At 70.6% G+C, this 24,841-nt stretch carries 24 protein-coding genes; 12 read left to right on the top strand and 12 right to left on the bottom strand.

Annotated elements, in window-relative coordinates; translation table 11 throughout:
* Positions 1–231 precede the first annotated feature (231 nt).
* Positions 232–963 carry a Tn3 family transposase gene (locus ABD331_RS41010; protein ID WP_344487660.1) on the top strand — a complete coding sequence of 244 codons (732 nt, stop codon included), beginning with the start codon at positions 232–234 and terminating at the stop codon, positions 961–963.
* A 145-nt stretch (positions 964–1,108) separates the two neighbouring features.
* Here the strand turns inward: ABD331_RS41010 and ABD331_RS41005 are convergent, their stop codons facing one another.
* Both ABD331_RS41005 and ABD331_RS41000 read right to left on the bottom strand, forming a co-directional pair.
* Positions 1,109–1,897, bottom strand: coding sequence for a MerR family transcriptional regulator (locus tag ABD331_RS41005; protein WP_344487658.1), 789 nt, complete (start codon positions 1,895–1,897; stop codon positions 1,109–1,111).
* A 22-nt stretch (positions 1,898–1,919) separates the two neighbouring features.
* Positions 1,920–2,798, bottom strand: a complete 879-nt coding sequence (locus tag ABD331_RS41000; RefSeq protein ID WP_344487656.1) for an alpha/beta fold hydrolase — start codon at positions 2,796–2,798, stop codon at positions 1,920–1,922.
* A 229-nt stretch (positions 2,799–3,027) separates the two neighbouring features.
* On the opposite strand from ABD331_RS41000, the gene ABD331_RS61120 reads away from it, so the two are divergent.
* The 4 genes from ABD331_RS61120 to ABD331_RS40985 all read left to right on the top strand — a co-directional run bounded on the left by ABD331_RS61120 (position 3,028) and on the right by ABD331_RS40985 (position 7,478).
* Entirely contained in the window at positions 3,028–3,438 is a 411-nt protein-coding gene (locus ABD331_RS61120; protein ID WP_425566176.1) for a recombinase family protein, read from the top strand.
* Between the two features lie 2 nt (positions 3,439–3,440).
* Positions 3,441–3,695 (top strand): helix-turn-helix domain-containing protein, encoded by a 255-nt coding sequence (locus ABD331_RS61115; protein WP_425566175.1) that lies wholly within the window; start codon positions 3,441–3,443, stop codon positions 3,693–3,695.
* A gap of 535 nt (positions 3,696–4,230) precedes the next feature.
* Positions 4,231–6,552 carry a sodium-translocating pyrophosphatase gene (locus ABD331_RS40990; RefSeq protein WP_344487654.1) on the top strand — a complete coding sequence of 774 codons (2,322 nt, stop codon included), beginning with the start codon at positions 4,231–4,233 and terminating at the stop codon, positions 6,550–6,552.
* 449 nt (positions 6,553–7,001) lie between these two features.
* On the top strand, positions 7,002–7,478 hold the full coding sequence (locus tag ABD331_RS40985) for a SixA phosphatase family protein (protein WP_411268434.1): 477 nt from the start codon (positions 7,002–7,004) through the stop codon (positions 7,476–7,478).
* A 19-nt stretch (positions 7,479–7,497) separates the two neighbouring features.
* Here ABD331_RS40985 and serB read toward each other — a convergent pair whose 3' ends face one another.
* The 4 genes from serB to ABD331_RS40965 all read right to left on the bottom strand — a co-directional run bounded on the left by serB (position 7,498) and on the right by ABD331_RS40965 (position 11,105).
* Entirely contained in the window at positions 7,498–8,718 is a 1,221-nt protein-coding gene (gene serB, locus ABD331_RS40980; protein WP_344487651.1) for a phosphoserine phosphatase SerB, read from the bottom strand.
* 78 nt (positions 8,719–8,796) lie between these two features.
* On the bottom strand, positions 8,797–9,345 hold the full coding sequence (locus tag ABD331_RS40975) for a hypothetical protein (protein WP_344487649.1): 549 nt from the start codon (positions 9,343–9,345) through the stop codon (positions 8,797–8,799).
* Positions 9,346–9,444: 99 nt separating this feature from the next.
* Entirely contained in the window at positions 9,445–10,452 is a 1,008-nt protein-coding gene (locus ABD331_RS40970; protein WP_344487647.1) for an S-adenosylmethionine:tRNA ribosyltransferase-isomerase, read from the bottom strand.
* Positions 10,449–11,105 (bottom strand): SDR family oxidoreductase, encoded by a 657-nt coding sequence (locus ABD331_RS40965; protein WP_344487645.1) that lies wholly within the window; start codon positions 11,103–11,105, stop codon positions 10,449–10,451. The genes ABD331_RS40970 and ABD331_RS40965 overlap by 4 nt, the downstream gene beginning before the upstream one ends.
* 94 nt (positions 11,106–11,199) lie before the next feature.
* Here ABD331_RS40965 and ABD331_RS40960 point away from each other — a divergent pair, with 94 nt between their 5' ends.
* Both ABD331_RS40960 and ABD331_RS40955 read left to right on the top strand, forming a co-directional pair.
* Complete coding sequence (locus tag ABD331_RS40960; protein WP_344487643.1) at positions 11,200–12,315, top strand: GAF domain-containing sensor histidine kinase; 1,116 nt, start codon at positions 11,200–11,202, stop codon at positions 12,313–12,315.
* Entirely contained in the window at positions 12,312–12,935 is a 624-nt protein-coding gene (locus ABD331_RS40955) for a response regulator (RefSeq protein ID WP_344487641.1), read from the top strand. The genes ABD331_RS40960 and ABD331_RS40955 overlap by 4 nt, the downstream gene beginning before the upstream one ends.
* Before the next feature lie 8 nt (positions 12,936–12,943).
* Here ABD331_RS40955 and ABD331_RS40950 read toward each other — a convergent pair whose 3' ends face one another.
* Complete coding sequence (locus ABD331_RS40950) at positions 12,944–13,585, bottom strand: hypothetical protein (RefSeq protein WP_344487639.1); 642 nt, start codon at positions 13,583–13,585, stop codon at positions 12,944–12,946.
* A 170-nt stretch (positions 13,586–13,755) separates the two neighbouring features.
* On the opposite strand from ABD331_RS40950, the gene ABD331_RS40945 reads away from it, so the two are divergent.
* Positions 13,756–16,488, top strand: coding sequence for a protein kinase domain-containing protein (locus ABD331_RS40945; protein ID WP_344487637.1), 2,733 nt, complete (start codon positions 13,756–13,758; stop codon positions 16,486–16,488).
* On the opposite strand, the gene ABD331_RS40940 is transcribed toward ABD331_RS40945, so the two are convergent.
* Positions 16,475–17,191, bottom strand: a complete 717-nt coding sequence (locus ABD331_RS40940; RefSeq protein ID WP_344487635.1) for a hypothetical protein — start codon at positions 17,189–17,191, stop codon at positions 16,475–16,477. The two genes, ABD331_RS40945 and ABD331_RS40940, sit on opposite strands and share 14 nt — an antisense overlap.
* Positions 17,192–17,259: 68 nt before the next feature.
* On the opposite strand from ABD331_RS40940, the gene ABD331_RS40935 reads away from it, so the two are divergent.
* The 4 genes from ABD331_RS40935 to ABD331_RS40920 all read left to right on the top strand — a co-directional run bounded on the left by ABD331_RS40935 (position 17,260) and on the right by ABD331_RS40920 (position 20,170).
* On the top strand, positions 17,260–18,048 hold the full coding sequence (locus ABD331_RS40935) for an ABC transporter ATP-binding protein (protein ID WP_148441709.1): 789 nt from the start codon (positions 17,260–17,262) through the stop codon (positions 18,046–18,048).
* A 108-nt stretch (positions 18,049–18,156) separates the two neighbouring features.
* Positions 18,157–19,080: an SPFH domain-containing protein gene (locus ABD331_RS40930; RefSeq protein ID WP_344487633.1), complete on the top strand. Its 924-nt coding sequence runs from the start codon at positions 18,157–18,159 to the stop codon at positions 19,078–19,080.
* Between the two features lie 62 nt (positions 19,081–19,142).
* Positions 19,143–19,898: a sulfite exporter TauE/SafE family protein gene (locus tag ABD331_RS40925; RefSeq protein WP_344487631.1), complete on the top strand. Its 756-nt coding sequence runs from the start codon at positions 19,143–19,145 to the stop codon at positions 19,896–19,898.
* A gap of 38 nt (positions 19,899–19,936) precedes the next feature.
* A complete protein-coding gene (locus tag ABD331_RS40920; protein WP_344487629.1) occupies positions 19,937–20,170 on the top strand; it encodes a hypothetical protein in 234 nt (77 codons plus the stop codon).
* 3 nt (positions 20,171–20,173) lie between these two features.
* Here ABD331_RS40920 and ABD331_RS40915 read toward each other — a convergent pair whose 3' ends face one another.
* The 4 genes from ABD331_RS40915 to ABD331_RS40900 are packed head-to-tail and all read right to left on the bottom strand — an operon-like array spanning position 20,174 to position 24,766.
* Positions 20,174–20,998: an NAD(P)H-binding protein gene (locus ABD331_RS40915; RefSeq protein ID WP_344487627.1), complete on the bottom strand. Its 825-nt coding sequence runs from the start codon at positions 20,996–20,998 to the stop codon at positions 20,174–20,176.
* A 29-nt stretch (positions 20,999–21,027) separates the two neighbouring features.
* Positions 21,028–21,939 carry a Rieske 2Fe-2S domain-containing protein gene (locus ABD331_RS40910; protein ID WP_344487625.1) on the bottom strand — a complete coding sequence of 304 codons (912 nt, stop codon included), beginning with the start codon at positions 21,937–21,939 and terminating at the stop codon, positions 21,028–21,030.
* A 30-nt stretch (positions 21,940–21,969) separates the two neighbouring features.
* Positions 21,970–22,581, bottom strand: coding sequence for an HD domain-containing protein (locus tag ABD331_RS40905; RefSeq protein WP_344487623.1), 612 nt, complete (start codon positions 22,579–22,581; stop codon positions 21,970–21,972).
* A gap of 1 nt (position 22,582) precedes the next feature.
* Positions 22,583–24,766: a molybdopterin-dependent oxidoreductase gene (locus ABD331_RS40900; protein ID WP_344487621.1), complete on the bottom strand. Its 2,184-nt coding sequence runs from the start codon at positions 24,764–24,766 to the stop codon at positions 22,583–22,585.
* Between the last annotated feature and the right edge of the window lie 75 nt (positions 24,767–24,841).

The following is a 24,841-nucleotide window of genomic DNA, read 5'->3' as shown; positions in this document are numbered from 1 at the left end:
GTCTGTGGGACTGAGCCTGTCTGTGGGACTGAGCCTGTCTGTGGGACTGAGCCTGTCTGTGGGACTGAGCCTGTCTGTGGGACTGAGCCTGTCTGTGGGACTGAGCCTGTCTGTGGGACTGAGCCTGTCTGTGGGACTGAGCCTGTATTGAGGCGGAGGCAGGGGGCTGAGCCTGCATGTGAGCTGGGGCTGCGCTGGATGTGAGGTCTAAGGCGGGGCTGGTTTCTGAAGGTGTCGGCCTCCGAGGTGGCCGCCATGGTGGAGGGCGCCATCCGGCACGGCACCACCATGAAGCTCGAAGGCAACTACGTGGACTCGCACGGGGAGGCGGAGCCTGGCTTCGGAGTCACCCGGTTGCTGAACGTGGACCTGCTGCCGCGCATCAAGCAGATCAACCGGGTCAAGCTCCACCAGGCCGATTACGGCGACCTGGCCCGGTACGCGAACCTGGCGCCGGCGATGACCCGGCCGGTCCGCTGGGACATCATCGCCAAGAACTACGACCAGGTCGTCAAGTACGCCACCGCGATCCGCACCCGCACCGCCTCCACCGAGGCCATCCTGTCGCGCTTCACTCGCACCGCCTCGCACCCGGCCTACCAGGCGATGCTGGAGATCGGCCGGGCGGCGCGCACCACGTTCGCCGCCCGCTACTTAGACGACCGCGACCTGCAGCGAGAGATCGAGGAAGGGCTGAACGTGGTCGAGGCGTGGAATCGCGCCAGCTCGGTGATCTGCTACGGCCGCGGCGGCGAGATCTCCACCAACCGGCGCGACGAGGTGGAGATGACGACCCTGTGTCTTCGAATCTTGCAAGCCTCGCTCGTCATGGTGAACGTCCTGATGCTTCAAGACGTCCTCGCCGAACCCGAGTGGGCCGCCCTGCTCACCCCCTGTCGACCGGCGCGGCCTGACCCCGCTGTTCTGGTTGCACGTCCGCCCTTACGGCGAGGTGTGCCTTGATCTGAGCGCCCGGTTGAGCACCAGCGATGCATGAGGGCATCCGTCGCTGGGTTGCTGTTGCGATTGGACCAAGCCTCGCCCAGCAGTACCCCGCCCGCCACCGCCGATAGCGCTCCGGATCGCCGCACTGGGGCGTCTGGCGCTCCTAGGGAGTCGCACCCGGTGGTGTGGGGGCCACGCGCTCGAGCTTGGTCCAGCCCGTCCAGCCTCGCTGCTTCAGGAGTTCGATCAGCCGGCGCGCCGACGGCACAGTGTCGAACGCCAGCTTGTCCATCAGCTCGACGAGCGGCAGCTCGATATCGGTGTCGTCGACATAGCCCACGCCCCGCTCGTCGGCCAGACGCGTGAAGTAGGCGGCTAGTTTGTCGGCCAGCTCGATCAGCCGCGGGTCGTCGGCGCGGTCAAGAGCCTGGCTCAGGGTGAGGTAGAAGTCGGCCAGCCGCGGATCGTCGAGCTGCTCCCGCTTGCGTGTCATCCACTCCGGGACTCGCTCGGGTGAGTGCGCGGCCAGCGGGATCCAGCCGTCACGCTCGGCCTGGACGATCCGCTCGTCGACCCCGAGCGCCCGCAGCCGGTCGAGGTACTCGACCACTTGCGGGGGCAGGACCAGGCTGTCCCCGGAGGCGAGCCGGGCGATTCGCTCGCGGTGCCGCTGCCTGTCCCGGATCTCCGCCTGCAGCCGCCTGTCGATGTCCGCGACCGCCGCGGCGAACTCCTCCTCCCCGGCTCGCAGCAGCTCCCGCACCCGCGCCAGCGGAACCCCGGCCTCGGCGAGGGTCCGGATCTTGATCAGTTCGATCACGGCGCCGGCGTCGTATCTCCGGTAGCCGGAGTGATCCCGATCGGGTTCCGGCAGCAGCCCCTTGGCGTGGTAGTGCCGCACTGCGCGCACCGTCACTCCCGCGTACGACGCCAGCTCGCCGATGGTCAGCATCAGACCAGTCTCCAGGAGTTGCTCAAGGAATCGCCCGACCGGCTGGGCCTGGTGCGTCCAGGATGATCTGGGCGATCTGCGGGGCATGGGTGCAGACCAGCTGATGATCGGCGTCGAGCCAGTGGGTGGCAATGTGCGGATGCTCGCGGACAAGCCGCTCGACGCCGGCCCGCCAGTTCTCGTTGAACCGCGGCGCAGGCCCTTCGCTGCTATCGCCGGCCATCGAGGTCGACATGATCATGGTGATGGGCCGGTCGATCTTCCTGTACCGGTCGAGGATCCCGGACCGGATCACGTCGATCTCGAGGTTCAGGTCGAGAATCTCCTGGGCGCTGAGCAGCACCTGACGCGCGGTGCCCCGCTGGGCCTCCTGCTGCGTCGCCAAGTCCTCCCACATGGCGCGGAACGCCGGCAGGACGGCCTCGGTGATGAACGGTTCGGGCACCGGGTTCGCCCCGTCGATGAGAACAAGCTCGGCGATGGTGTCAGGGTGATCGCAGGCGTAGTGCACGGCCAGGTCGGCGCCCAGCGAGTAGCCCACCAGCACGGGTGCCGTTGGGAGGCCGAGGTTTCCCAGCTCCGCCATCACTGCGGCGAGATCGTTGCGGAAGTCCTCGAAGGAGTAGCGGTCGGCGGCCGAGGCGAGGCCATGCCCGCGCAGGTCGAAGGTCACCACGTCGTGATCGCGCCTCAGCAGCTCGGTCAGCTCGCGCAGGTCGGCCTGCGTCGAGCTTAGGCCAGGGCACAGGACCAGCGGTCTTCCCTGACCGCCGCGAGACACTGGGATCGTGACGCCGTCGTGGTGGATCGTGAAGTGCCGGATCGTCCTGTCGCCTCTGTCCGCCCGCTCTCCATCATTGTCGTGCTGGGCGACCTCGATCGCCTTGGTTTCCGTGGTCATGCCACCATGCTGAAAGCTTGACCCTGCGTCAGGGTCAAGCGGCGCGGCGACATGACGCCCATACATCCGCGATCGCCGATTTCTGGGCCACGCCTGTGAGAGGCGCCGGCGGGGGTGTTGTAAACCGTTCGATTCTCAACACCCTGGCCGGAGTCCCTTTCACGAACTGCCGACAGCCCGCCGGAGTGTCGGAGAACGGACGCTCCCCGACGATCCGGCCCCCGCCGCGATGATCCGCCAGGTCGCCGACGACCTCCTTGGCGCCGAACCTGCAGTCCTCACCGGAGCGCTCGTCGGCTACGCCAGGGTCTCCACCCGCGATCAGCGCCTCGACCGACAGACCCGCGCGCTCGAAGCCGCCGGCTGCATCCGCATCTTCGCTGACAAGCTGAGCGGCAAGAACACCGACCGCGAAGAGCTCACCAAGGCCCTGGACTACCTACGGCCCGGCGACACCCTCGTCGTCCCCTCGCTCGACCGGCTCGCCCGCTCTCTGGCCGACCTCATCACGATCGTCGCCGATCTGCGTCGCCGCGGCGTCGGCTTCCGGTCCCTGAAGGAAGCCCTCGACACCACCACCCCCGGCGGCCGTCTCGTCTTCCACGTCTTCGCGCCCTCGCTGAGTTCATCCGCGAGCTGATCGTGGAGGGCACCCACGAGGGTTTGGCCGCCGCCAAGGCTCGCGGCGTGCGACTCGGCCGCCCGCCCGCGATGACCCCCGAGCAGGTCCGGCACGCCCGCGCCTTGCTCACCCAGCCCGATGCCACCGTGTCCTCGATCGCCGGGTTGCTGAACGTCAGCCGCTCCACGATCTACAAGTACGTGCCCGAACTCGCCACGGGCCGCCCTGTCGTCGAACCGCCGGCAGCGCAAGCCGAGCTGGAGACTGGCGGCTGATGGCGCGTTGGTTAACGGCACCCCGAATTGCGGTCGCCCAAGGGCGCTGGCGTGTCTGTACGTGCTTCCCTGCGCGCCCGATACGGCCGTCGGAGAAGGCCTCTCCCCGGCCATGCCGCCCCGAGGGGCCTTTCGGCTTCTGAGCCTCAAAGAGCTCCCGCCCGTACGGCTACAGACCACACCGCCCCATCCAGCCCCAAAACCCACCTCACCCCCCAAACCATGCCGCCCCCAGAGCGAATTACGGTCCTCCCCTATCCCCATCTTGCAGAGACCGTAACTCAGGGAAATTCCACTTGTCAGATCCCAAACCGGGTCCCAGGCAGGGGATTACTAGACACTCGCACAATTAGCGACCGCGAGAGCCTTCATATCCGCTGAGCCCCTGCGTAGACTCCCGGCACCGGCCAAGGTGATCCAGAGGAACGCGGATTCAACCGGAAGCGGCACCCACAACCCGGATGGTGCCGCAACACCCGCCGAGGAAAACTGCAGCACCGCCCGGGCAGGACGACCGGTCTTGCCGAGGAGAACGATGAGCAGGCACATGCTGGCATCGGAGCCAGCGTCCAATCTGGCCCTGAGCGGAAACAATCTCACCATCGTGATCGTGGTCGCCGCGGTCGCACTGATCGCGCTGGCCGTCGCAGGCGGCCTGGTGCGCGAGGTGCTGGCCGCCGGCCAGGGCACCGAACGCATGCAGAACATCGCGCGCGCCGTCCAAGAGGGCGCCGCCGCCTACCTCACGCGCCAGTTCCGCACGTTGGCGATCTTCGTCGTCGTGATCCCCTTCCTGTTGCTGTTGCTACCTGCGGAAACAGACGTACGCATCGGCCGCTCCATCTTCTTCGTGGTCGGCGCGGTGTTCTCCGCGCTGACCGGGTTCATGGGCATGTGGCTGGCCGTGCGCGGGAACGTCCGCGTCGCGGCCGCCGCCCGGGAGGGCGGGGAGAAGCGCGCGATGCGCATCGCGTTCCGCACCGGCGGTGTGGCCGGGATGTTCACCGTGGGCCTCGGCCTGCTGGGCGCTGCCGTGGTGGTGTTCGTCTACCAGGGCAACGCGCCTGGTGTGCTCGAAGGGTTCGGGTTCGGCGCGGCGCTGCTGGCCATGTTCATGCGAGTCGGCGGCGGGATCTTCACCAAGGCCGCCGACGTGGGCGCCGACCTGGTCGGCAAGGTCGAGCAGGGCATCCCCGAGGACGACCCGCGCAACGCCGCCACCATCGCCGACAACGTGGGCGACAACGTCGGCGACTGCGCCGGCATGGCGGCCGACCTGTTCGAGTCGTACGCGGTCATGCTCGTGGCGAGCCTCATCCTGGGCCGCGCGGCCTTCGGCGAGGAGGGGCTGGTCTTCCCCCTCATCGTCCCGATGATCGGTGTGATCACAGCGATCATCGGCATCTTCGTCACCAGGCTCCGCGACCGCGACCGCAACGGCATGGCCGCGATCAACCGCAGCTTCTTCATCTCGGCCGCCATCTCGGCGGTGCTGGTGACGGTCGCCGCGTTCCTCTACCTGCCGAGCAGCTTCGGTGAGCTGACCGGCTCGACGATCACCGGCTTCAACGCCGACCCGCGGCTGATCGCCATCGGCGCCGTTCTCATCGGCCTGGTGCTGGCCAGCGCCATCCAGCTGCTCACCGGGTACTTCACCGAGACCAACCGCCGCCCGGTCAGGGAGATCGGCGAGAGCTCGGTCACCGGCCCCGCCACCGTCATCCTGTCGGGCATCAGCGTCGGCCTGGAGTCGGCGGTCTACTCGGCGCTGATCATCGGCGGCGCGGTCTACGGCGCGTTCCTGCTGGGCTTCGGGAACGTGACGATCGCGCTGTTCGCGGTGGCGCTGGCGGGCACCGGCCTGCTCACCACCGTCGGCGTCATCGTCTCCATGGACACCTTCGGCCCCGTCTCCGACAACGCCCAGGGCATCGCGGAGATGTCCGGCGACGTCGAGGGCGAGGGCGCCCGCGTGCTGACCAGCCTGGACGCCGTCGGCAACACCACGAAGGCCATCACCAAGGGCATCGCCATCGCCACGGCCGTGCTGGCCGCCACAGCGCTGTTCGGCGCGTTCCGCACGGCGGTGGAGACCGAGCTGGCCACGGCCTCGCAGGCGGTCAAGGACGCTCTGGGCAGCTTCTCGTCCTTCTCGCTCAGCCTCGATCAGCCGAACGTCCTCGTCGGCCTGATCATCGGCGCCGCGGTCGTGTTCCTGTTCTCCGGCCTGGCGATCATGGCGGTCGGGCGCGCGGCGATGCGGGTCGTCTTCGAGGTACGCGACCAGTTCCGCAACAAGCCCGGCATCATGGACGGCACCGAGAAGCCCGAGTACGGCCGGGTCGTCGACATCTGCACCCGCGACTCGCTCCGCGAACTGGCCACGCCTGGCCTGCTGGCGGTCATGACGCCGATCGCGGTCGGGTTCGCGCTGGGGTACGCGCCGCTGGGCGCCTTCCTGGCCGGAGCCATCGCCTGCGGCACCCTGATGGCCGTCTTCCTGTCGAACTCGGGCGGCGCCTGGGACAACGCCAAGAAGCTGGTCGAGGACGGGCACCACGGCGGCAAGGGCTCCGAGGCGCACGCCGCCACCGTCATCGGTGACACGGTCGGCGACCCGTTCAAGGACACTGCCGGTCCTGCCATCAACCCGCTGATCAAGGTGATGAACCTGGTGGCGTTGCTGGTTGCGCCCGCGGTGGTGCTGTACGCGGCCAACCCGGTGGTGCGGATCGGCATCACGGTGGTGGCGGTGGCCGTGGTGGTCGTCGCGATCGTCGTGTCCAAGCGGCGCTCGGTGACCAGCGAGCCGGAGGCCAGCAACAACAACCGCGAGCACGAGCCTGTGGCTTCGTAGGCGGCATGACGGACGAGCGCGCCCGTTCCCTCACGAAGAGGGGGCGGGCGCGTTTCACGTGGAGCCACGGAGAGAGGGCTGAGGCGGAGCTGTGGACGCAGGAGAGGGGCGGGCGTGTTGCGGCGTGGAGTCGCGGGGAGAGGGCTGGCGCGTGCGATGTGAAAGTCGCGGGCGCAGGGAAAGGAGCGGGCGGGTGCGGCGTGGAGTTGCGGGCGCGCGGAGAGGGTGGGTGCGGTTGAGGTGGAGCTGCGGGCGCAGGGAAGGGGCGGGTGTGTTTCGGGCGAGGTGGACGGACGCGCTCGCGGCACCCGCCCCCCGCAATGGGAAACTGGGCGCGTGAACGACGAAAACCGGCCCAGCGGCGGCAAGACCCTGGGCCTGATTCTCCTGGCGATGATCGCGATCCTCGCAGTGATCATCGCGTTGTCCCTCTGGGCCTCGAAGACGGGATGACTCCGTTGCGTACCTTGATCGTGCTGCGCCACGCCAAAGCCGCCCAGGTCCCTGGCCTGGCCGACCGCGAGCGTCCCCTGACGGACCGGGGCGAGCGGGACGCCAAGCGGGTGGGCGACGAGATCAGAGCGGCGGGCCTGGAGCCCGACGCGGTGCTCTGCTCGCCTGCGGTCAGAACCAGGCGCACGGCCGAGCTGGCGTTCCCCGAGGTGGAGATCAGCTACGAGCGCGAGATCTACGAGGCCTACCCGGACGAGCTGCTGGAGCTGGTCCGCCGGACCGACCCCGGCCTGAGCACTGTGGTGCTGTGCGGCCACAACCCGGGCGTGCACGAGCTCGCGCTGGGGCTGGCCGGGGGCGACTACGTGTTCAGGCCAGGGGCGTTCGCGGTCATCGGGGTGGAGTCGCCGTGGGAGGAGCTCTGGCCGGGCCAGGGCCGCCTCATCACCCAATGGGACCCCAAGGCGCCGTAAGCCTGAAGCGCCGTGAAGGCTACAGCGCCGTGAGCACCTCGTCCTCGGCGTCCGCGGCCTCCACCTCGTCCCGCGAGATCCCCAGCAGGTAGAGGATCGAGTCGAGGTACGGCGTGTTGACCGCGGTGTCGGCGGCCTGCCGCACCACGGGCTTGGCGTTGAACGCGATGCCGAGCCCGGCCGCGGCGATCATGTCGAGGTCGTTGGCGCCGTCGCCGATGGCCACGGTCTGCGAGATCGGGAGCTTGGCGGCGCGGGCGAAGCGCTCCAGCGCCCGCGCCTTGCCCGGCCTGTCGACGATCTCGCCGACGACCCGCCCGGTGAGGCGGCCGTCGGCGACTTCGAGGACGTTCGCGGCGGAGTAGTCGATGCCGAGCTCCTCGACGAGCCCGTCGGTGATCTGGGTGAAGCCGCCGCTGACGATGGCGAAGCGGTAGTCGAGCCGCTTGAGCGTGCGCACCAGCGTACGGGCGCCGGGGGTGAGGACGACCTCCTTGCGCACGTCCTCGAACACCTCGGCGGGCAGCCCTTCGAGCAGCGCCACCCGGCGGCGCAGCGACTCGGCGAAGTCGAGCTCGCCGCGCATGGCCTCCTCGGTGACCCTGGCGACCTCTTCCAGGCAGCCGGCGTGCGCCGCGAGCAGCTCGATGACCTCGCCCTGGATGAGGGTGGAGTCGACGTCCATGACGATGAGGCGCTTGGCGCGGCGTGAGAGGCCGGTGCGCTGGACGGCCACGTCCACTTCCTGCGCGGCGGCCTCGGCGGCCAGCTCGACGCGGAGAGCGGCGGGGTCGGCGCCGGAGACGGACAGCTCGATGCAGGTGACGGGCCACTGGGCGAGGCGTTCGATGCGGTCGATGTTCGCCCCGGCGGCGGCGATGCGGCCGGCGATGCCGGCGATGGCGGCGGGCTGCAGGGTGGCGCCGAGGACGCTGACCGACAGCCGGCCGCGGCGGCGCTGCTCCTTGGCCTGCGATCCGGTGGAGAGCTCCACCTCCATGCCGAGGTCCTCGGCCACGCGTTCGACGGCGGTCCACATGGCGCCGAGGGTGGTGCCGGTGCCGGTCGAGGGGCCGCCCGCGTACGCGACGAGCACGCCTAGCGTGAGCCGGCCTCGGATGACGACCTGCTCGATGTCGGCGACCGTGACCGGAAAGCGCGACAGAACGGAGAAAAGACGCGAGGTGACGCCCGGACGGTCAGGGCCGGTCAGTGTGATCAGGAGGGTGCGCTGGTCCACATCCAGCCACGGTACTGCGCCCGGTCCGATGCTCGTGAAGCAGGTACGGCATTCGGCCCGGGCGCGGCGGGTGAACTTTCAGCGAACGACCTTGGTCTTGACCGTCTTGGCGAACGCGTACTCGGGGATGCCGAGCCGGTCCAGCTCCTCCTTGCTCATGTTCTCCATGCCCTGGTCCACGTTGTAGGTGACCACACCGAGCGTCGCCGTCTGGGTGCCCTTGGCCTTCTTCGTGGTCTTGGCCTCGAACTTCATGGTGACGGCCTCGCCCACCTCGACGACCCGCGGGATGAAGCAGTAGAAGGCACGCCCGTCAAGGAAGCACTCGGTGTCCTTCTCCGCCCAGTACTTGATCTTGCGCAGGTCGACACCCTTGGGGAACTGGCCGCCGACGAACCACGAGTCCGCGTAGTGCGGGCCCTTGTTGACCGCGTTGATCGTGTACGTGATCTTTCCGCCCGGCTTGACGGTCTTGCTGGCCTTCACCTTCACGTCGAAGGTGGAGAACGGCTCGGCGGCGGTGCTCGCCGCGGTGGCGGTGGCCGTGGCCGAGGCCGGGACGGCCGGGAGGAGCAGGGCGCCGGCCGCAATTGCCAGCGCGGCACCCTTGAGGAGGGAGTTTCGCATTCACGTCTCCGTTACGAAGGGACACGGGGACGTCACAGAACTAAGCCCCCGTAAATGTCGGCTTTTCCTATCACAAACCTAAAATCTTAGTAAAGTCTATTACTTCAGAATCAGGTGCGTGTCGCCGAACTCGTGCCACAGATATCCCTTTCGCAACGCTTCCTCGTACGCCCGCGCCAGCGCCGCCTCCCCCGCGATCGCGGTCAGCATGAGCAGGTGACTGGAACGCGGCTCGTGCAGCCCCGTGATCAGCCCCGTGACCGCCCGCACCCCGACCTCGGGCGTGACGACGTGCCCGGTCCAGCCCGCCGACGCGGCGACCCGCCCGCCGGGGCCCGCGGCCGTCTCCAGCGCCCGCACCACCGTGGTGCCCGCCGCCACCACGCGCCCGCCGTTCTCCCTGGTCAGGTTGACGAGCCGGGCCGTGGCCGCCGGCACCTCATACCGCTCGGCGTAGGGCGGCTCGTCCTTCTCCGCCGAGGCCACCCCCGTGTGCAGGGTGATCGGCGCGATCCCGATCCCGCGCGCCACCAGCGCCGTCACCAGATCGGTGGTGAACGGCCGCGCCGCGCTCGGCATCTCGGCGCTGCCCGGGACGGTCGCGAACACGGTCTGGTACGCCTCGATCGGCCAGTCCCGCTCCACGTACGAGTAGCGGATCGGCACCCCGTGCACCCGCAGGTACGCCTCCACGTCCCGATCGAGCACCGCCCGCCACAGCCGCGGTGTCTCGCGCCCGACCAGCCGCAACGTGGCCCGTCCCGGCATCGGCAGCCACTCGCCCGGCTCGCCCCCGCCGTACGGCTCTGACCCCTTGGCGGTACGGCGGCGCAGCTCCACCAGCCACGTGCCGTCCGGCCTGACGGTCGAGAAGTGCACCGCCAGGCGGTCCAGCCGGACGGCGGCGGGCAGGGTGGCCGAGTTGTTCACCACGATCAGGTCGCCGGGGTCCAGCAGGGCCGGCAGGTCGCTGAAGTGGTGATGGGTCGGCTCCAGGTCGCCGCGCGAGACCATCAGCCGCACCGCGTCCCTGGCCATGCCCTTGGCCTCCGGCGGCTCGTGGGCCGACAGGCCGGGTGGCAGCGAGAAGTCCAGCGCGGCGGTCATTGCAGGCTCACCTTCCCGCTCGCCGGGCGCGAGCCGACCAGGTCGTACAGGGCCGCCGCGACCTTGGCGGGGTCCGCGGCGGCGGACGCCTCCTCCTCGCCGACGGCGTCGGCGAGCATGCGGGTGTTCATCTCGCCGGGGTCCACCCACCAGACCCGCAGCTCGGGCTCCTCGGCGGACAGCACGTTCGAGAGCTGCTCCAGCGCGGCCTTGGTGGCGCCGTAGCCGCCCCAGCCCTCGTACGCGCCGGTCGCGGCGTCGGAGGTGATGTTCACGATCGAGCCGCGCGACGCGCGCAGCGCCGGCAGCGTGGCCTGGACGAGGGCGAGCGGAGCCGTCACGTTCGTCTCCAGCAGCGCCCTGAACGCCTCCAGAGGATAGATCGACAGCGGCGGCAGCGGCGTCACACCCAGGTCGCTGGCGTTGTTGACCAGCAGGTCCAGCTCGGGCGCCGCCTCGGCCAGCCGCCGCACGTGGGCGGGGTCCGTCACGTCGCCGGGGATCGCGGTGGCGCCGAGCTCGCCGGCGGCCCGCTCCAGGTCGTCGGAGCCGCGCGCGGTGAGTACGAGGTTCCAGCCCGCGCCGGCCAGCGACCTGGCCAGGGCGAGACCGAGTCCGCGGGAGGCGCCGGTGATGATCGCGGTGTTCGTCATGTATCCGACGGTAGGAACGCGACGCGCGCGGGACATCGGGCTGAGGACCGGTCCCGGCCTGGGCACTTCGTCCTAGGACCTTAGAGTGGGGGCCGTGACCTCCGACCGGGACGAGATTTTGCAGGCGGTGAGCTCCGCGGTGCTCGCGGTCACCCGCCATCTGTCGGTCCGCGAGGTGCTGCAGGTCATCGTACGCTCCGCGCAGCGGCTGCTCGACGCCCGCTACGCCGCGCTGGGCGTGCCCGACGAGGACGGCTCGTTCGCCGAGTTCGTCGCCGAGGGCCTGACCGACAAGCAGTGGGACGCGATCGGGCCGCTGCCCAGGCAGCACGGCATGCTCGGGGCGATGCTGCGCGACGGCACCCCGGTCAGGCTGCCCGACCTGCGCAAGGACGAGCGCTTCGAGTGGTGGCCGAAGGCGCACCCGGTGATGAAGGACTTCCTCGGGGTGCCGATCCGCGACCGCGAGCAGGTGCTCGGCATCATCTTCCTGGCGAACAAGCGCACGGGCGGCGGCTTCGACCAGGCGGACGAGGAACTGCTCACGCTGTTCGCCGCGCACGCCGCGATCGCGCTGATCAACGCCAGGCTGTACGAGAACGGTCGCGAGCTGGCCATGCTGGAGGAGCGCAACCGGATGGCCAGGGAGCTGCACGACGCGGTCACCCAGAAGCTGTTCTCGCTGCGCCTGTCCGCGCAGGCCGCGGGCGCCATGCTGGACAAGGCCCCCGACAAGGCCGCCGCCGAGCTCGAACGCGTCCAGCGGCTGGCCGGTGAGGCCCTGTCCGAGCTGCGGGCGGTGATCGTCGAGCTGCGGCCCGCCGAGCTCGACCGGCACGGGCTGTCCGAGACGCTGCGCAAGCACGTGCGCCTGCTCGACCGGCTCCATCCGGTCGCGGTCACGTTCGAGTGCGGTGAGCTGCCGCCGCTCGACGCTGCGGTGGAGGTGGCGGTGCTGCGGGTGGCGCAGGAGGCGCTGCACAACGCGTTGCGGCACTCGGGGGCCGAGGCGGTGACGGTGCGTCTGGCGTACGCGAAGGGGAGGCTGGAGCTGGTCGTGCGGGACGACGGGAGCGGGTTCGAGCAGACGGACTCGCGCGGGCTCGGGCTGGCGTCGATGCGCGACAGGGCCGAGGCGGTCGGTGGGCGGATGTCGGTGGAGTCGGCGCCCGGCGCGGGGACCACCGTACGCGTGGAGGTGAGCGTGTGATCCGGGTGCTGATCGCCGACGATCATCCGGTGGTGCGGCAGGGGCTGCGGACCTTCCTCGACCTCCAGGACGACATCACGGTCGTCGGCGAGGCGGGCGACGGGGCGCAGGCCGTCGAGCTGGTCGCCGAGCTGGCGCCCGACGTGCTGCTGCTCGACCTGAAGATGCCGGTCATGGACGGGCTCGGCGCGCTGCAGCGGCTGTCCGGCGTCACCACCAGGATCGTGGTGCTGACCTCGATGAGCGACCCGTCCGACGTGGGCCCCGCGATGCGGGCGGGCGCCGCCGGGTTCCTCTACAAGGACGTCGATCCGACCGCTCTCGTCCAGGCCGTGCGGGCCGTGCACGGCGGGCAGGTGCTGCTGGCCCCCGAGGCGGCGGAGGCGATGCTGGCCACGGCGGCGGCCCAGGCCGCCGTGCCCGCGCCGGTGCCGCTGACCGAGCGCGAGCGCGAGGTGCTCGCGCTGATCGCGGCCGGCCGCTCCAACAGGGAGATCGCGCGGAGCCTGGCCGTCGCGGAGAAGACCGTCAAGACGCACGTCTCGAACGTGCTGATGAAGCTGGGCGTGCAGGACCGCACCCAGGCCGCGCTGTACGCCGTACGGCACGGCCTGGGCTGAAGGACGCTCTAGGTGTCCTTCTTCGTGTTCGACTCCTCGTGGCTGGCGGGCGGGTTGTAGTCCTTGACCGGAGGCGGCGGCGTCCAGCCCCTGCCCGGGTTGCGCGGCGGGCTGACGATCGTCGTTTTGACCGTCTTGAGGTCGTAGTGGTGCTTGATGCCCAGGCGCTTGAGCTCGGCCTCGCTCATGTTCTCCATGCCCTGGTCGACGTCGAACGAGATGACGCCGAGCCGGGCGGTGGCCGTGCCCTTGGTGCCGCTCTTGAGGGTGAGCTGGAAGTTCAGCCAGTCGGTCTTGCCCTTCTCCAGTGCCAGCGGGCCCCAGCACCAGAACCAGCGGCCCGCCCACTCGCACTTGGTGCCCTTGGGGCCGCCCCAGCGCAGGGTCGGCTTGACGCCCTTGGGCAGTTGGCCGCCGATGTAGTAATAGTCGGCGTAGTGCGGGCCGAGATTCTTGGCTCGCACGTAATACGTCATCTTTCCGCCGCGTTTGGTCCTTTTCGTGTACTTCACGGAGATCTTGAAGTTCGAATAAGGCGCGGCGGTGGGCCCCGTGGTGGCCACCGTGCTGGCGGCGCTGGCCTGGCCCGTTACGGTCAGGGGTGCGGCGGCCAGTCCACCGGCTAACAACAGGCTGAAGCTTCTGCGCATGCGACGGCTCCCCGTACGGTGCTGGAAATCCCCGATCTTCTCCATGATTATTGCGTAGGGCAAATTTTTCGCAAAGAGCGATGATCTTTCGTGACCTGGGATGGCTTGCGGGCTTCTGTGCAGGTTCATCACGCTTGCGAGCGGGGGTCAAGCACAAGGGGGAGGACCAGGTGCCGCAAACGCACCCCTTACAGTCCAGTGATCCGGTCACGCTGGGCGACTACCGGTTGATCGGACGGCTGGGCAAGGGTGCGCAGGGAATCGTCTACAAGGCCGAGTCGCCCGACGGCCGGCTCGTGGCGATCAAGCTGCTCAACACCCGGCTGGACAAACCCGGCATCGACTCAGAACGCTTCCTGCGCGAGGTGGCCGCCGCCCGCCGCGTCGCCCAGTTCTGCACCGCGCAGGTGCTCGGGGCGAACCTCGACGGCGAGCAGCCGTACATCGTCAGCGAGCTGGTGGACGGGGTGTCGCTGCAGGTCGTGGTGCAGCGCGACGGGCCGCGCGAAGGCGGCGCCCTCCACCGGCTGGCCGTCGGGACCGTCACCGCGCTGGCCGCCATCCACCGGGCGGGGATCGTCCACCGGGACTTCAAACCGAGCAACGTGCTGCTGGGGACCGACGGGCCGCGGGTGATCGACTTCGGCATCGCCAGGGCGCTGGACTCGGCTATGACGATCAGCAGCGGGGTGGTGGGGACGCCTGCGTACATGTCGCCTGAGCAGATCTCGGGGGAGCGGGTGGGGCCCGCCGGCGACATGTTCAGCTGGGCTCTCACCATGCTGTACGCCGCCACGGGGCGGCCCGCCTTCGGGCAGGACAGCTTGCCGGCGGTCATCTACCGGGTGATGCACGAGGAGCCCGATCTTTCGGTGTTGCCGGATGAGTTGCGGGCCATTGTGCAGGGGTGTCTGCGGAAGCGGGGGGAGGAGCGGCCTGCGGCGGCCGAGGTTCTGTTCTCGTTGCTGGAGAACCAGGGGGAGGCGGCCGGCGATGATGAGTCGGCGCTGACCACGGGGTCGCAGGTGGCCGCCGAGGCTGCGGCTGGTGCTGCGGTTGGTGGTTGGATCGCGCCTGACGGTCGGCCGGGCTTGGGCGCGCCTGCCGCTTCGACCTGGGTCAGCCCCACGGGATGGGTCAGCCCGTCGGGCGACGGCTACACACCCCCACCGGGCCCACCCGCCGGGCCACCACCCGCCGCCCAAGCACCGCACCCGCCCGCGCCTTCGCCAGGGCCGCCCGCCGGGCACGTTGGCGCGTCGCCGCAGGGCCCGCCTGCCGGGCATGCTGGCGGGCCGCCTGCCGCCTACGCGCCGCGCCCACCCGCGCCTTCGCATGGGTCGCCAACTGGGCACGTTGGCGCGTCGCCGCAGGGCCCGCCCGCCCAAGCGCCGCACCCGCCCGCGCCGCCGCACGGGTCGCCAGCCGGACGTGCCGCCGCGCCTTCGCAAGGCCCGGCCGCTGGGACACCGCCCGCCCGCCCGCCTGCGCCGCCGCATGGGTCGCCTGCACAACGCACTGGTGCGCCGCCGCCGCGTGCCGGGCAGCCTGCTGTGTTGCCGCAGGGAGCGCCGGTGTCGCCTCGCCAGCGTCCCGCGCCGCAGCCCTCGCCTGCCCAGAGCCCACCGTACGACAGGCGCGGCGACAGGCCGGGGGACGGGAACGACGCGTTCTTCAGGCATGCCCCCGCCGAGGAGAAGCCCGACGAGGCGAGAGCCAGAAGAAGGCGCGCGGCCCTGGTGGCGGGAACGCTGGTGGTGGCGCTGACCCTGGCAGGCGGTGTCCTGTACTTCGGTCCGAGGATGCTGGGCACGGAAGACGGAACGGTGGCGCAGGTGACCACGTCCGTGACCCCGCCGACGACACCACCGACGACACCGCCACCCACACCCACCCCCACGGTGGTGACGCCGACGCCCGCTGAGGTGGAGCGGGCGACGGTCCCGGTGCTGGGCAAGCAGGACGGCAAGTCGCTCAAGGGCCACACCAAGGGCGTCCAGACGCTCTCAGCCGTCCGCAACGGCGACAAGACCTGGCTGGTGACGGGCGGTCAGGACGGCCGGGTGCGTCTGTGGGACCTGGCCGGGCACAAGCCGCTGGCCACGATGAGGGGCCACAGCGAGGAGGTCTACGCGGTCGCCTGCGTGATGATGGGCAAGACCCCGATGGCGGTCTCCGGCGGTTACGACGGCAGCGTCCGCCTGTGGAATCTCAAGACCCGCAAGGGCAGGGTGCTCGGCTGGCACGGGGACGCGGTCTACGCGGTGGCGTTGACGAAGGTCAAGGGCAGGTACGTGGCGGTGACGGGCGACGCCGACGGTTACCTGAGGTTCTGGGACCTGAGCAGGCGCAGGGCGACGGGCAAGCTGATCAGGGCGCACCGCAAGCCGGTGAACTGGCTGAGCGCGAGCCACGTCGGCGACCGCGCGGTGGCGGTCTCGGCGAGTGAGGACGAGACGCTGCGCATGTGGGACATGTCCTCGCGCAAGCGGTACGGCACGACGTACAAGGGCCATTCGAAGGGCGTGTACGCGGTCGCGGTGAGCAAGATCGACGGCAAGGCGGTCGTCGCATCGGGTGGTAAAGACGGAAAAATCAGGCTCTGGGAGGCGAAGAGCGGCAAGACGCTCGGCACCATGTCCGGCCACAAGAAGATCGTCTACTCGCTGTCCTTCGGCACCATGGGCGAGCGCACGGTGCTGCTGTCCGGCGGCACCGACGGCACCATCCGCCTGTGGGACCCGCGAACCCGCAAGGCGCTGGGCAAGCCGGTCAAGGCCCACAAGAGCGGCGTGTACGCCGTCGGCGTCGTCCCCCTGGACGAGGGCGTGGCGATCGTCTCCGCCGGCAAGGACAAGCTGGTCAGGATCTGGAAGGCCGGGGACGGCGCTATTGGTTCCTGACGGGCTCGAAGATCGCGTGGTGCGCCGCCACGAGCGCGCGGCGTACCGCGTGGTCGAGGTCGCGCAGCGCGGTGGCGCGGGCGGCGAGTTGCCCCGAGGTGAGGCCGCGCTCGTCGGCCAGGCGCAGCACCGCCCCCAGCCGGGTGGCCAGCGTGGAGACGCGGTGCGCGCGGCCGGGGTAGCCGGGCGCGAGCTCGCCGCCGCGTCCGAGGCGCTCCGGGCGGTCCTGGGCGGGCCCGTCGATCGAGGTCAGGACCTCGGTGGCGGCGCGCATCGCGCCGGACAGCTCGCGTTCGGCCTCGGCGAGGGACGGCAGGTCGTGGCGTACGGGGCCGGCGTCGTGCACCTCCAGCCGTACACCGACATAGGAGGACCCGCGCCGGTCGGGCAGGGGCACGAAGCCGAGGTTGCGCTCGCGCAGCACGGCGATGGCCGCCTGGCCGGCGTCCACGGCGGCCGAGTTGAACGGCGGCGGGCCGGACAGCCCGAGCGGGTCGCCGGGCGCGGGCAGGGCCAGCCGCAGCTCGCTCAGGCCCTCGGCGCGGAGGTTTGCGAGGTATTTACGCAGGGGCACGTCGCCCGCGACGGCGGGCCCGCCGACGGCTTCCACGTGGTCAGCCGCCTCGTCGAGCCCCACGTGACCGGACAGCCACGCGTTGCCCCAGGCGACCAGGGATGGACAGACAGGCGATTCAGGGCGCACCGATCCACGATAAGCGCTCGCCCTGCAATAGGTTTGTCCCGAGGGTGACTCCTAAGGAGGTATCGGGGATGGGTGGTCAGGTGCTGCGGCTCCAGGACGTCGCCGTCAGGCGCGACGGAGCGGCCCTGCTGCGCGGCATCGACTGGACGGTCAACGGGGACGAGCGCTGGGCCGTCATCGGTCCGAACGGCGCGGGCAAGACGACGTTGCTGCAGGTGGCGGGCACGTTGTTGTACCCGAGCGAGGGTGTCGTCGAGGTGCTGGGGGAGCGGCTGGGGCAGGCGGACGTGTTCGACCTGCGTCCCAGGATCGGGCTGGCGAGCGCCGCGCTGGCCGAGCGCATCCCACCGGAGGAGAAGGTCATCGACCTTGTCCTGACCGCCTCGTACGGGATCATGGGCCGCTGGACGGAGGAGTACGACTCCAACGACGTGACCAGGGCCGTCGAGCTGATCGACATGATGGGCGCGGCCCATCTGATCAGGCGGCGGTTCGGCACCCTGTCGGAGGGCGAGCGCAAGCGCGTCCAGATCGCCCGCGCGTTGATGCCGGACCCCGAGATGCTGCTGCTCGACGAGCCCGCGGCCGGCCTCGACCTGGGCGGCAGGGAGGATCTGGTGCGCCGCCTGTCGGTGCTGGCCGGCGACTACCGCTCGCCGACGCTGGTGCTGGTGACGCACCACGTGGAGGAGGTGCCGGCCGGGTTCACGCACGCGCTGCTGCTGCGGCACGGCTCGGTGGTGGCGCAGGGGCCGCTGGAGCACGTCATGACCGCCGACAACCTCTCGCAGACGTTCGGGGTGCCGCTGACGCTCGATCGCAGCGCGGAGGGCCGCTGGTACGCCCGTGCGCACTGAAACCAGCCCGCGCGCTCGCTAGATCGCCATTTATGGTGATAAAAGACGCCGATACCTAAAACCAAATAGGATCTACGAAGTCGGTTCCCTCGACTCCGGAGCGTCGCCATGTCCGTCGAGCAGCTCATCGTCGCCCTGGTCGTGGTCGCGGCGGTGGGCTTCGGGGTGGCCCGCACGATCCGCATCATCCCCCAGGCCACGGCCGCCATCGTCGAGCGCCTCGGGCGCTACCACCGCACGCTCACACCGGGGCTGAACCTGGTGGTGCCCTTCATCGACCGCATCAAGGACATGATCGACCTGCGCGAGCAGGTGGTGTCGTTCCCGCCGCAGCCGGTGATCACCTCCGACAACCTCGTGGTCTCCATCGACACCGTCATCTACTTCCAGGTCACCAACCCGAAGGCGGCCACGTACGAGATCGCGAACTTCCTGATCGGCGTCGAGCAGCTCACCGTCACGACGCTGCGCAACGTGGTCGGCGGCATGGACCTGGAGCACACGCTGACCTCCCGCGAGGACATCAACACCGCGCTGCGCGGCGTGCTGGACGAGACGACCGGCAAGTGGGGCATCCGGGTCAACCGGGTCGAGCTGAAGGCCATCGACCCGCCCGCCTCCATCCAGGACTCGATGGAGAAGCAGATGCGCGCCGACCGCGACAAGCGCGCCGCCGTGCTGACCGCCGAGGGGCAGCGCCAGGCGGCGATCCTGGCCGCCGAGGGCGAGAAGCAGGCCTCGGTGCTGCGGGCGCGCGGCGAGGCGGAGGCCGCCGTGCTGCGCGCGCAGGCGGAGGCGGAGGCGCAGGCCATGCGCGCCAAGGGGCAGGCGGACGCGATCGGCATGGTGTTCAAGGCCATCCACGAGGGCAACCCGGACCAGCACCTGCTCGCCTACCAGTACCTCCAGACCCTGCCCGAGATCGCCAAGGGCGACGCCAATAAGATCTGGATCGTCCCCTCTGAGATGGGCAAGGTCCTGGAGAACCTGGGCGGCCTGTTCACACCCCCCAAGGGACAGGACAACCCGTAGGAACCCCGCCGACGCCGCGGCCCCCGACGGGGGCACTGCGCGGCGGCTGCTTGGAGGGTTTCGTGACGGGCTGGGAGCTGGCCGCGGTGTGCGCCGCCGGTGTGGTGGCCGGGGCCATCAACGCGGTGGTCGGATCGGGATCCCTGATCACCTTCCCCACCCTGGTGGCGCTGGGCGTCGACCCCGTCACCGCGAACGTCTCCAACACCGTCGGCCTCGTCCCCGGCTCCTTCAGCGCCGCCTTCGGCTACCGCACCGAGTTGCAGGGTCAGCGCGACCGCCTGCTGCGGCTGGGCGCGGCCTCCGCGCTGGGCGCGCTGATCGGCGGGATCCTGCTGCTGTTCCTCGATCCCGACGTGTTCGAGATCGTGGTCGTCGCCCTCATCGCGCTGGCCTGCGTGCTCGTCGTGACGCAGCCCAGGCTCAACACGTGGGTGGCCGCGCGGCGGCGGCAGCCGCACCCGCACGGCGGCGCGGCCCTGTGGCTGGGCGTGCTGGGCGCGGGCGTCTACGGCGGCTACTTCGGCGCGGCGCAGGGGGTGCTGCTGATCGGGCTGCTCGGCATCTTCCTCGACGACGGCCTCCAGCGGGTGAACGCCGCCAAGAACGTGCTCGCGATGATCGTCAACGGGGTGGCGGCCGCGTTCTTCATCGTGGCCGCCGACGTGGACTGGCAGGCCGCCGCGGGCGTGGCGGCGGGGGCCACCGTGGGCGGCTTCCTGGGGGCCAGGCTGGGGCGGCGCATCCCCGCCCCGGTGCTGCGCGGGGTCATCGTGTGCGTGGGCGTCGTGGCCATTATCGTACTGGTGTACGGATAATCGCCGGTGGGTAGGAACCCGGTATGAAAGGTGACCGGGTGGAGATCGTCATCGACGCCGGAGGCACGTCGCCGCGCACCTACGAGATCACGGCCACCCGCGCGGGCAGGCGGGTGGAGGTGGCCAACCGGCGGGGGCTCGTGGAGGTGAGCGAGGTCACGCGCAGCGGCACGCCGGTGCGCACGGCCCGTTTCATGTCCAGCCGCATCCTCGCCCTCGTCGAGCACCCCGCCGACGAGACCCCTGACGGGCGCGCCGCCGGCCCCGGGTAGCGATCAGCGGAAGTCCGCCGCGTGGTCCTCGGCCCACTGGCGGAAGCTCAGCGCGGGCCGCCCCAGCAGCCGCCGCACGGTGTCGGTGGCCCGCTCAGGGCGCTCGACGAAGCTCCCCCAGGCCTCCAGCGCGCTCTGGACGAACGCCTCGTCCCCCCAAGCCGCCAGCAGCCGCTCACGCGCCTCCTCGGGCGGCTGCTCCTCCCACCGCACCTCACGTCCCACGGCCTCGCCGATCACCCGCACCTGCTCCGCCTGGGTCAGCTCAGCGGGGCCTGTCATGGCGTACGCGGCCCCGTTGTGCCCCGCCGAGGTGAGCACGTGCACGGCCACCGCCGCGATGTCCTTCTCGTGGATCAGCGCTCGCGACGCCTGCCCGTACGGCCAGCGCACCACGCCCTGCCTGATCTGGTCCGCCCACCCCAGCGTGTTGGCAGCGAAGCCGCCAGGCCGCAGGAACGTCCAGCCGAGCCCGGAGCGCCTGATCAGCCCTTCGATCTCGCCGTAGTGGCCGCCGGCGTCCTCGTCGCCGGGCACGAGCGCCGACAGGTACACCACCCGCCGCGCGTGCCCGGCGATCCTCTCCACCGCCTCGGCCGCGTTGCCCGTAGAGAAGCCGGGCCAGAGCAGGAACACGCTCTCCACGTCCTTCAGCGCCGGTTCGAGCGTCTCGGGGGCGGTCAGATCGCCCTGCACGGCCTCCACGCCCGCCTGGACCCGCTCGGGCCGCCTGGCGAAGGCCCGCACGTCGAGGCCCGCCGCGGCGAGCTGGGACACCACATGGCTGCCGACATTTCCGGTCGCACCGGTCACAAGAATCTTGCTCATGACCTCGACGGTAGGACCTCAACCAAACTTCAGGTCAACCCCGGGCGTACCTGGATGGTGCCGTCACGCCTGATCCGCGTCTCGAACACGGGCGCGGGCGCGGTCGCGGGCCCGTGCTTGACCGAACCGTCGGCCAGCCGGAACGTGCTGCTGTGCCACGGGCACACCACGCACGCCTCGCCGTCCTCCATGACCAGCCTGCCCTGGTGCAGCGGCCCCGCCAGGTGCGGGCAACGATCGGCCAGCACGGTGACGCCGTCGCCCTGGCGCAGCACGAAGAGCTGGATGTAGCCCAGCCGCCTGGCCACCGGACGCCCGTCGGGCAGGTCCTTGAGCGGGCACAGGTCGTGCCAGCCCAGCGGCACCAGATGCGTCACCTGCGGCGCGTGGTTGGCCCCCGCGGCCTGCCGGTAGGCCAGGTGCCCGCCGAGGTAGGCGCCGAGCCCGCCCACGGCCAGCCCCGCGTAGGAGAGCATCCGGCCGGGCCGCTCACGGCCGCGCATCCGGGCCATGAGGGAGGCGGTCAGGAGGCCGACCGCGGTCAGGTTCGCGGCCATGTGCACGAAACCCACCCGCTGCTGCTCGCGGTGCAGCGAGGACCAGTCGGTCAGCCCCGCCGCCACCGTGGGCAGGGCGTTGACCAGGCCGGTGGCCAGCAGCAGGCGGGCCGCCCGCGGGTCGGCCTTCGCCAGGTCCAGCACGGCGGTGGAGAGCCAGCAGCCCAGGCTGACCGTCGCCAGGGGCGGATGCACCGGCTCTCCGATGGGGACGCCGTGCAACAGGTCGCGCAGGCGGCCCTGGCGCAGCCGCTGCCGCACGGCCTTGGCCAGCCCCCTGATCGGCGTGTCCATGGCCTTCGACTTCTCGAGCCGATCGGCGATGGCGACCGGCCCGGCGAAACCCCGCAACTGCCGACGTCTCGCGCGTACTGTCTCTTTCACGACAAGTCCCCTACCCTGGCCATGTGGGGATCACTCGGACAGGTGTCCCCTGGCCACCGAGAGTTCGACCAGTTCCGACGCGTACGCGCCGAGCGAGGGCGAGCCCTCCTCGATGATCCGGATCTTCTCCTTCACCTGCCCGGCCGTCACCTTGAACAGCGGCCAGGTGCCGCCCTCGGTGTGATGGTTGGCCAGGATCGGGGCGAAACGGTCGAGCGCCTTGGCGAACCTCGACTCCGGCGTCTTCCTGGCCTCGAACTCGTCCCACAGCTCCCTCAGCCACACCCCCTGCTCGTCCGGCAGCAGGCCGAAGATGCGGTCGGCGGCGGCCCGCTCGGCCTCGGCCTGGGCCTCGACCGCCACCGTGTCGTAGACGAACGTGTCACCCGCGTCGATCTCCACCAGGTCGTGCACCAACAACATGGCCACCACCCGTTGGAGGTCCGTTCCGGGTGGGGCGTGCTCCCCGAGGACCATCGCCAGCGTGCCCACGTACCAGGAGTGCTCGGCGGAGTTCTCCCGCCGCGAACCGTCGATGAGATGGTTGCGACGGATGATCCGCTTCAACTTGTCGATCTCGATGGCGAAGGCGATCTGGGCGTTCAGGCGGTCCTCTTCTGGCGCGATAGTCACGCGCGACACCCTAATGTGCGATGATCACCCCGGTTGGTGAAATCGTGACCGGAACTCCGTTGAACACTGCGTTACCACTCGGAACGTCCAGGGTCGTCTCGTCGGTGAGCGTGTTCGCGCTGACGCCCGCGTGCTCGGCCGCCACGTTCTGGGCACTGCCCGCGTGACCCCATCCGTGCGGCAGGCTGACGACGCCCGGCATGATCGTGTCCGTCGCCTCGACGGGCACCGTGACCTGGCCCTTCGCCGAGCGCACCACGGCCTCGCCGTCCAGGCCCAGACGGGCCACGTCGGAGGGGTGGATCTGCAGCGTGCACCTGTTGCTGCCGCCCACCAGCGGGCCCACGTTGTGCATCCAGCTGTTGTTGGAGCGCAGGTGCCGCCGCCCGATGAGGACGATCTCCGGCGGCTCCTCCTCCAGCTTGCCGCGCAGCCGCTCGACGTCCTCCATGAGCTGCGGCGGCGCCAGCTCGATCAGCCCGGAGGCCGTCTTGAGCACCTCGCCCAGCCGGGGCTCCAGCGCGCCGAGGTCGAGGCCGTGCGGGTTGTCGAGCAGCTTGCGCAGCGACAGGTCGCCCTTGCCGGCCCATTCGCCGTACGGGCCGAGCCGCAGCATGAGGTCCAGCCGCCGCTCGCTGCCCGACTCGCCCTCCAGCAGGTCGCGCAGCTCCGCCACGTCCCGCCCCTCGACGCCCGAGCCCGGCGTCCCGGTGGCCTTGCGCAGCAGCTCGTCGATGACGAACGCGTCGAGGTCCCCCTCCAGGCCCGAGGCGATCATCGCCAGCCTGGCCAGGATCTGCGCCTCCGACGGCCGCTCGTCCAGCGGCAGCAGCGGCGGCGAGTAACGCGCGTAGTTGCGCACGGCGAACCCGAGCAGCGCGAAGTCGTAGTGCCCCGACTGCAGGACCCGCGGCGGAGGCAGGATGACGTTGGCGTGCCTGGTGGTCTCGTTCAGATATGGGTCCACGCTCACCATGAAGTCCAGCTCGCGGAAGGCCGCGTCGAGCCGGTCGCCGTGCGGCGCCGACAGCACGGGGTTGCCCGCGATCGTCAGCAGGAACCTGATCTGCCCCTCGCCCGGCGTCTCGATCTCGTCGGCCAGCGTGGCCACGGGCAGCTCGCCGTTCGTCTCGGGCAGGCCTCTGACGCGGCTCTTCCACCGGCCCACCGCGTACGGCCTGCGCCGCCCGGCGAACTCGGTCGCGGGCTTGGGGAACATCGCGCCACCGGGCCTGTCGAGGTTGCCGGTGAGCACGTTGAGCACGTCCACCAGCCACTGGGCCAGCGTGCCGAACTCGGCCGTGCACGTGCCGATCCTGGCGTAGACGGCGGCTGTGGGCGCCGCGGCCAGCTCCCTGGCCAGCCGGACGATCGTCTCGGCGGGCACGCCGGTGCGCCGCGCCACCACCTCGGGCGGGAACTGCTTGGCCGCCTGGCGCACCTCCTCCAGCCCGTTGAGCCCGTACCCGTCGGGGCTGGTCAGCCCCTCGGCGAACAGCGTGTGGACGAGGCCGAACAGCAGGTACGCGTCCGCGCCCGGCCGGATGAAGACGTGCTCGTCGGCCAGCGCGGCGGTGCGCGTGCGGCGCGGATCGACCACGACGAACCGGCCGCCGCGCCCGCGCAGGGCCTTGAGGCGGCCGGGGAAGTCGGGCGCGGTGCACAGGGAGCCGTTGGACTCCAGCGGGTTGGCGCCCAGCATCAGCAGGAAGTCGGTTCTGTCCAGGTCGGGCACCGGGATGGCCAGCGGATGGCCGAACATGAGCCCGCTGGCCACGTGCTTGGGCATCTGGTCGGCGGTGCTGGCGGAGAAGACGTTGCGGGTGCCCAGGGCCTTGATCAGCGGGGCGGCGTACAGGGCGCCCGCCATGGTGTGGGCGTTGGGGTTGCCGAGGTAGACGGCGGCCGAGCGGCGGTCGGCGAGCCGGTCGAGGCCGGCCCGCACGGCGGCGAACGCCTCGTCCCAGCCGACCTCGCGCCAGAGGTCGCCCTCCCTGATCAGCGGCTTGCGCAGCCGGTCGGGGTCCTCGTCGAGGCGGCCGAGGCTGGCCCCCTTGGGGCAGATGAACCCCTTGCTGAACGGGTCGTCCTTGTCGCCGCGGACGCCGGTCACGTGCCCGCCGTCGTCGAGGGTGAGAGTCAGGCCGCAGACGGCCTCGCACAGGGGACAGGTCCGGTGGACGGTCGACGTCATCACGACTCCTGAGTTCGTCAGATGAACTCATCTTGGCGCGGACCGGGCGCATGGGGAAGCCCCGGAGCCCCCGCG

This window comes from Nonomuraea monospora (assembly GCF_039531895.1).
Taxonomy (GTDB): domain Bacteria; phylum Actinomycetota; class Actinomycetes; order Streptosporangiales; family Streptosporangiaceae; genus Nonomuraea; species Nonomuraea monospora.
Note: the sequence above shows the minus strand (reverse complement) of the source record. Positions and strands in the feature narration are given on the sequence as shown.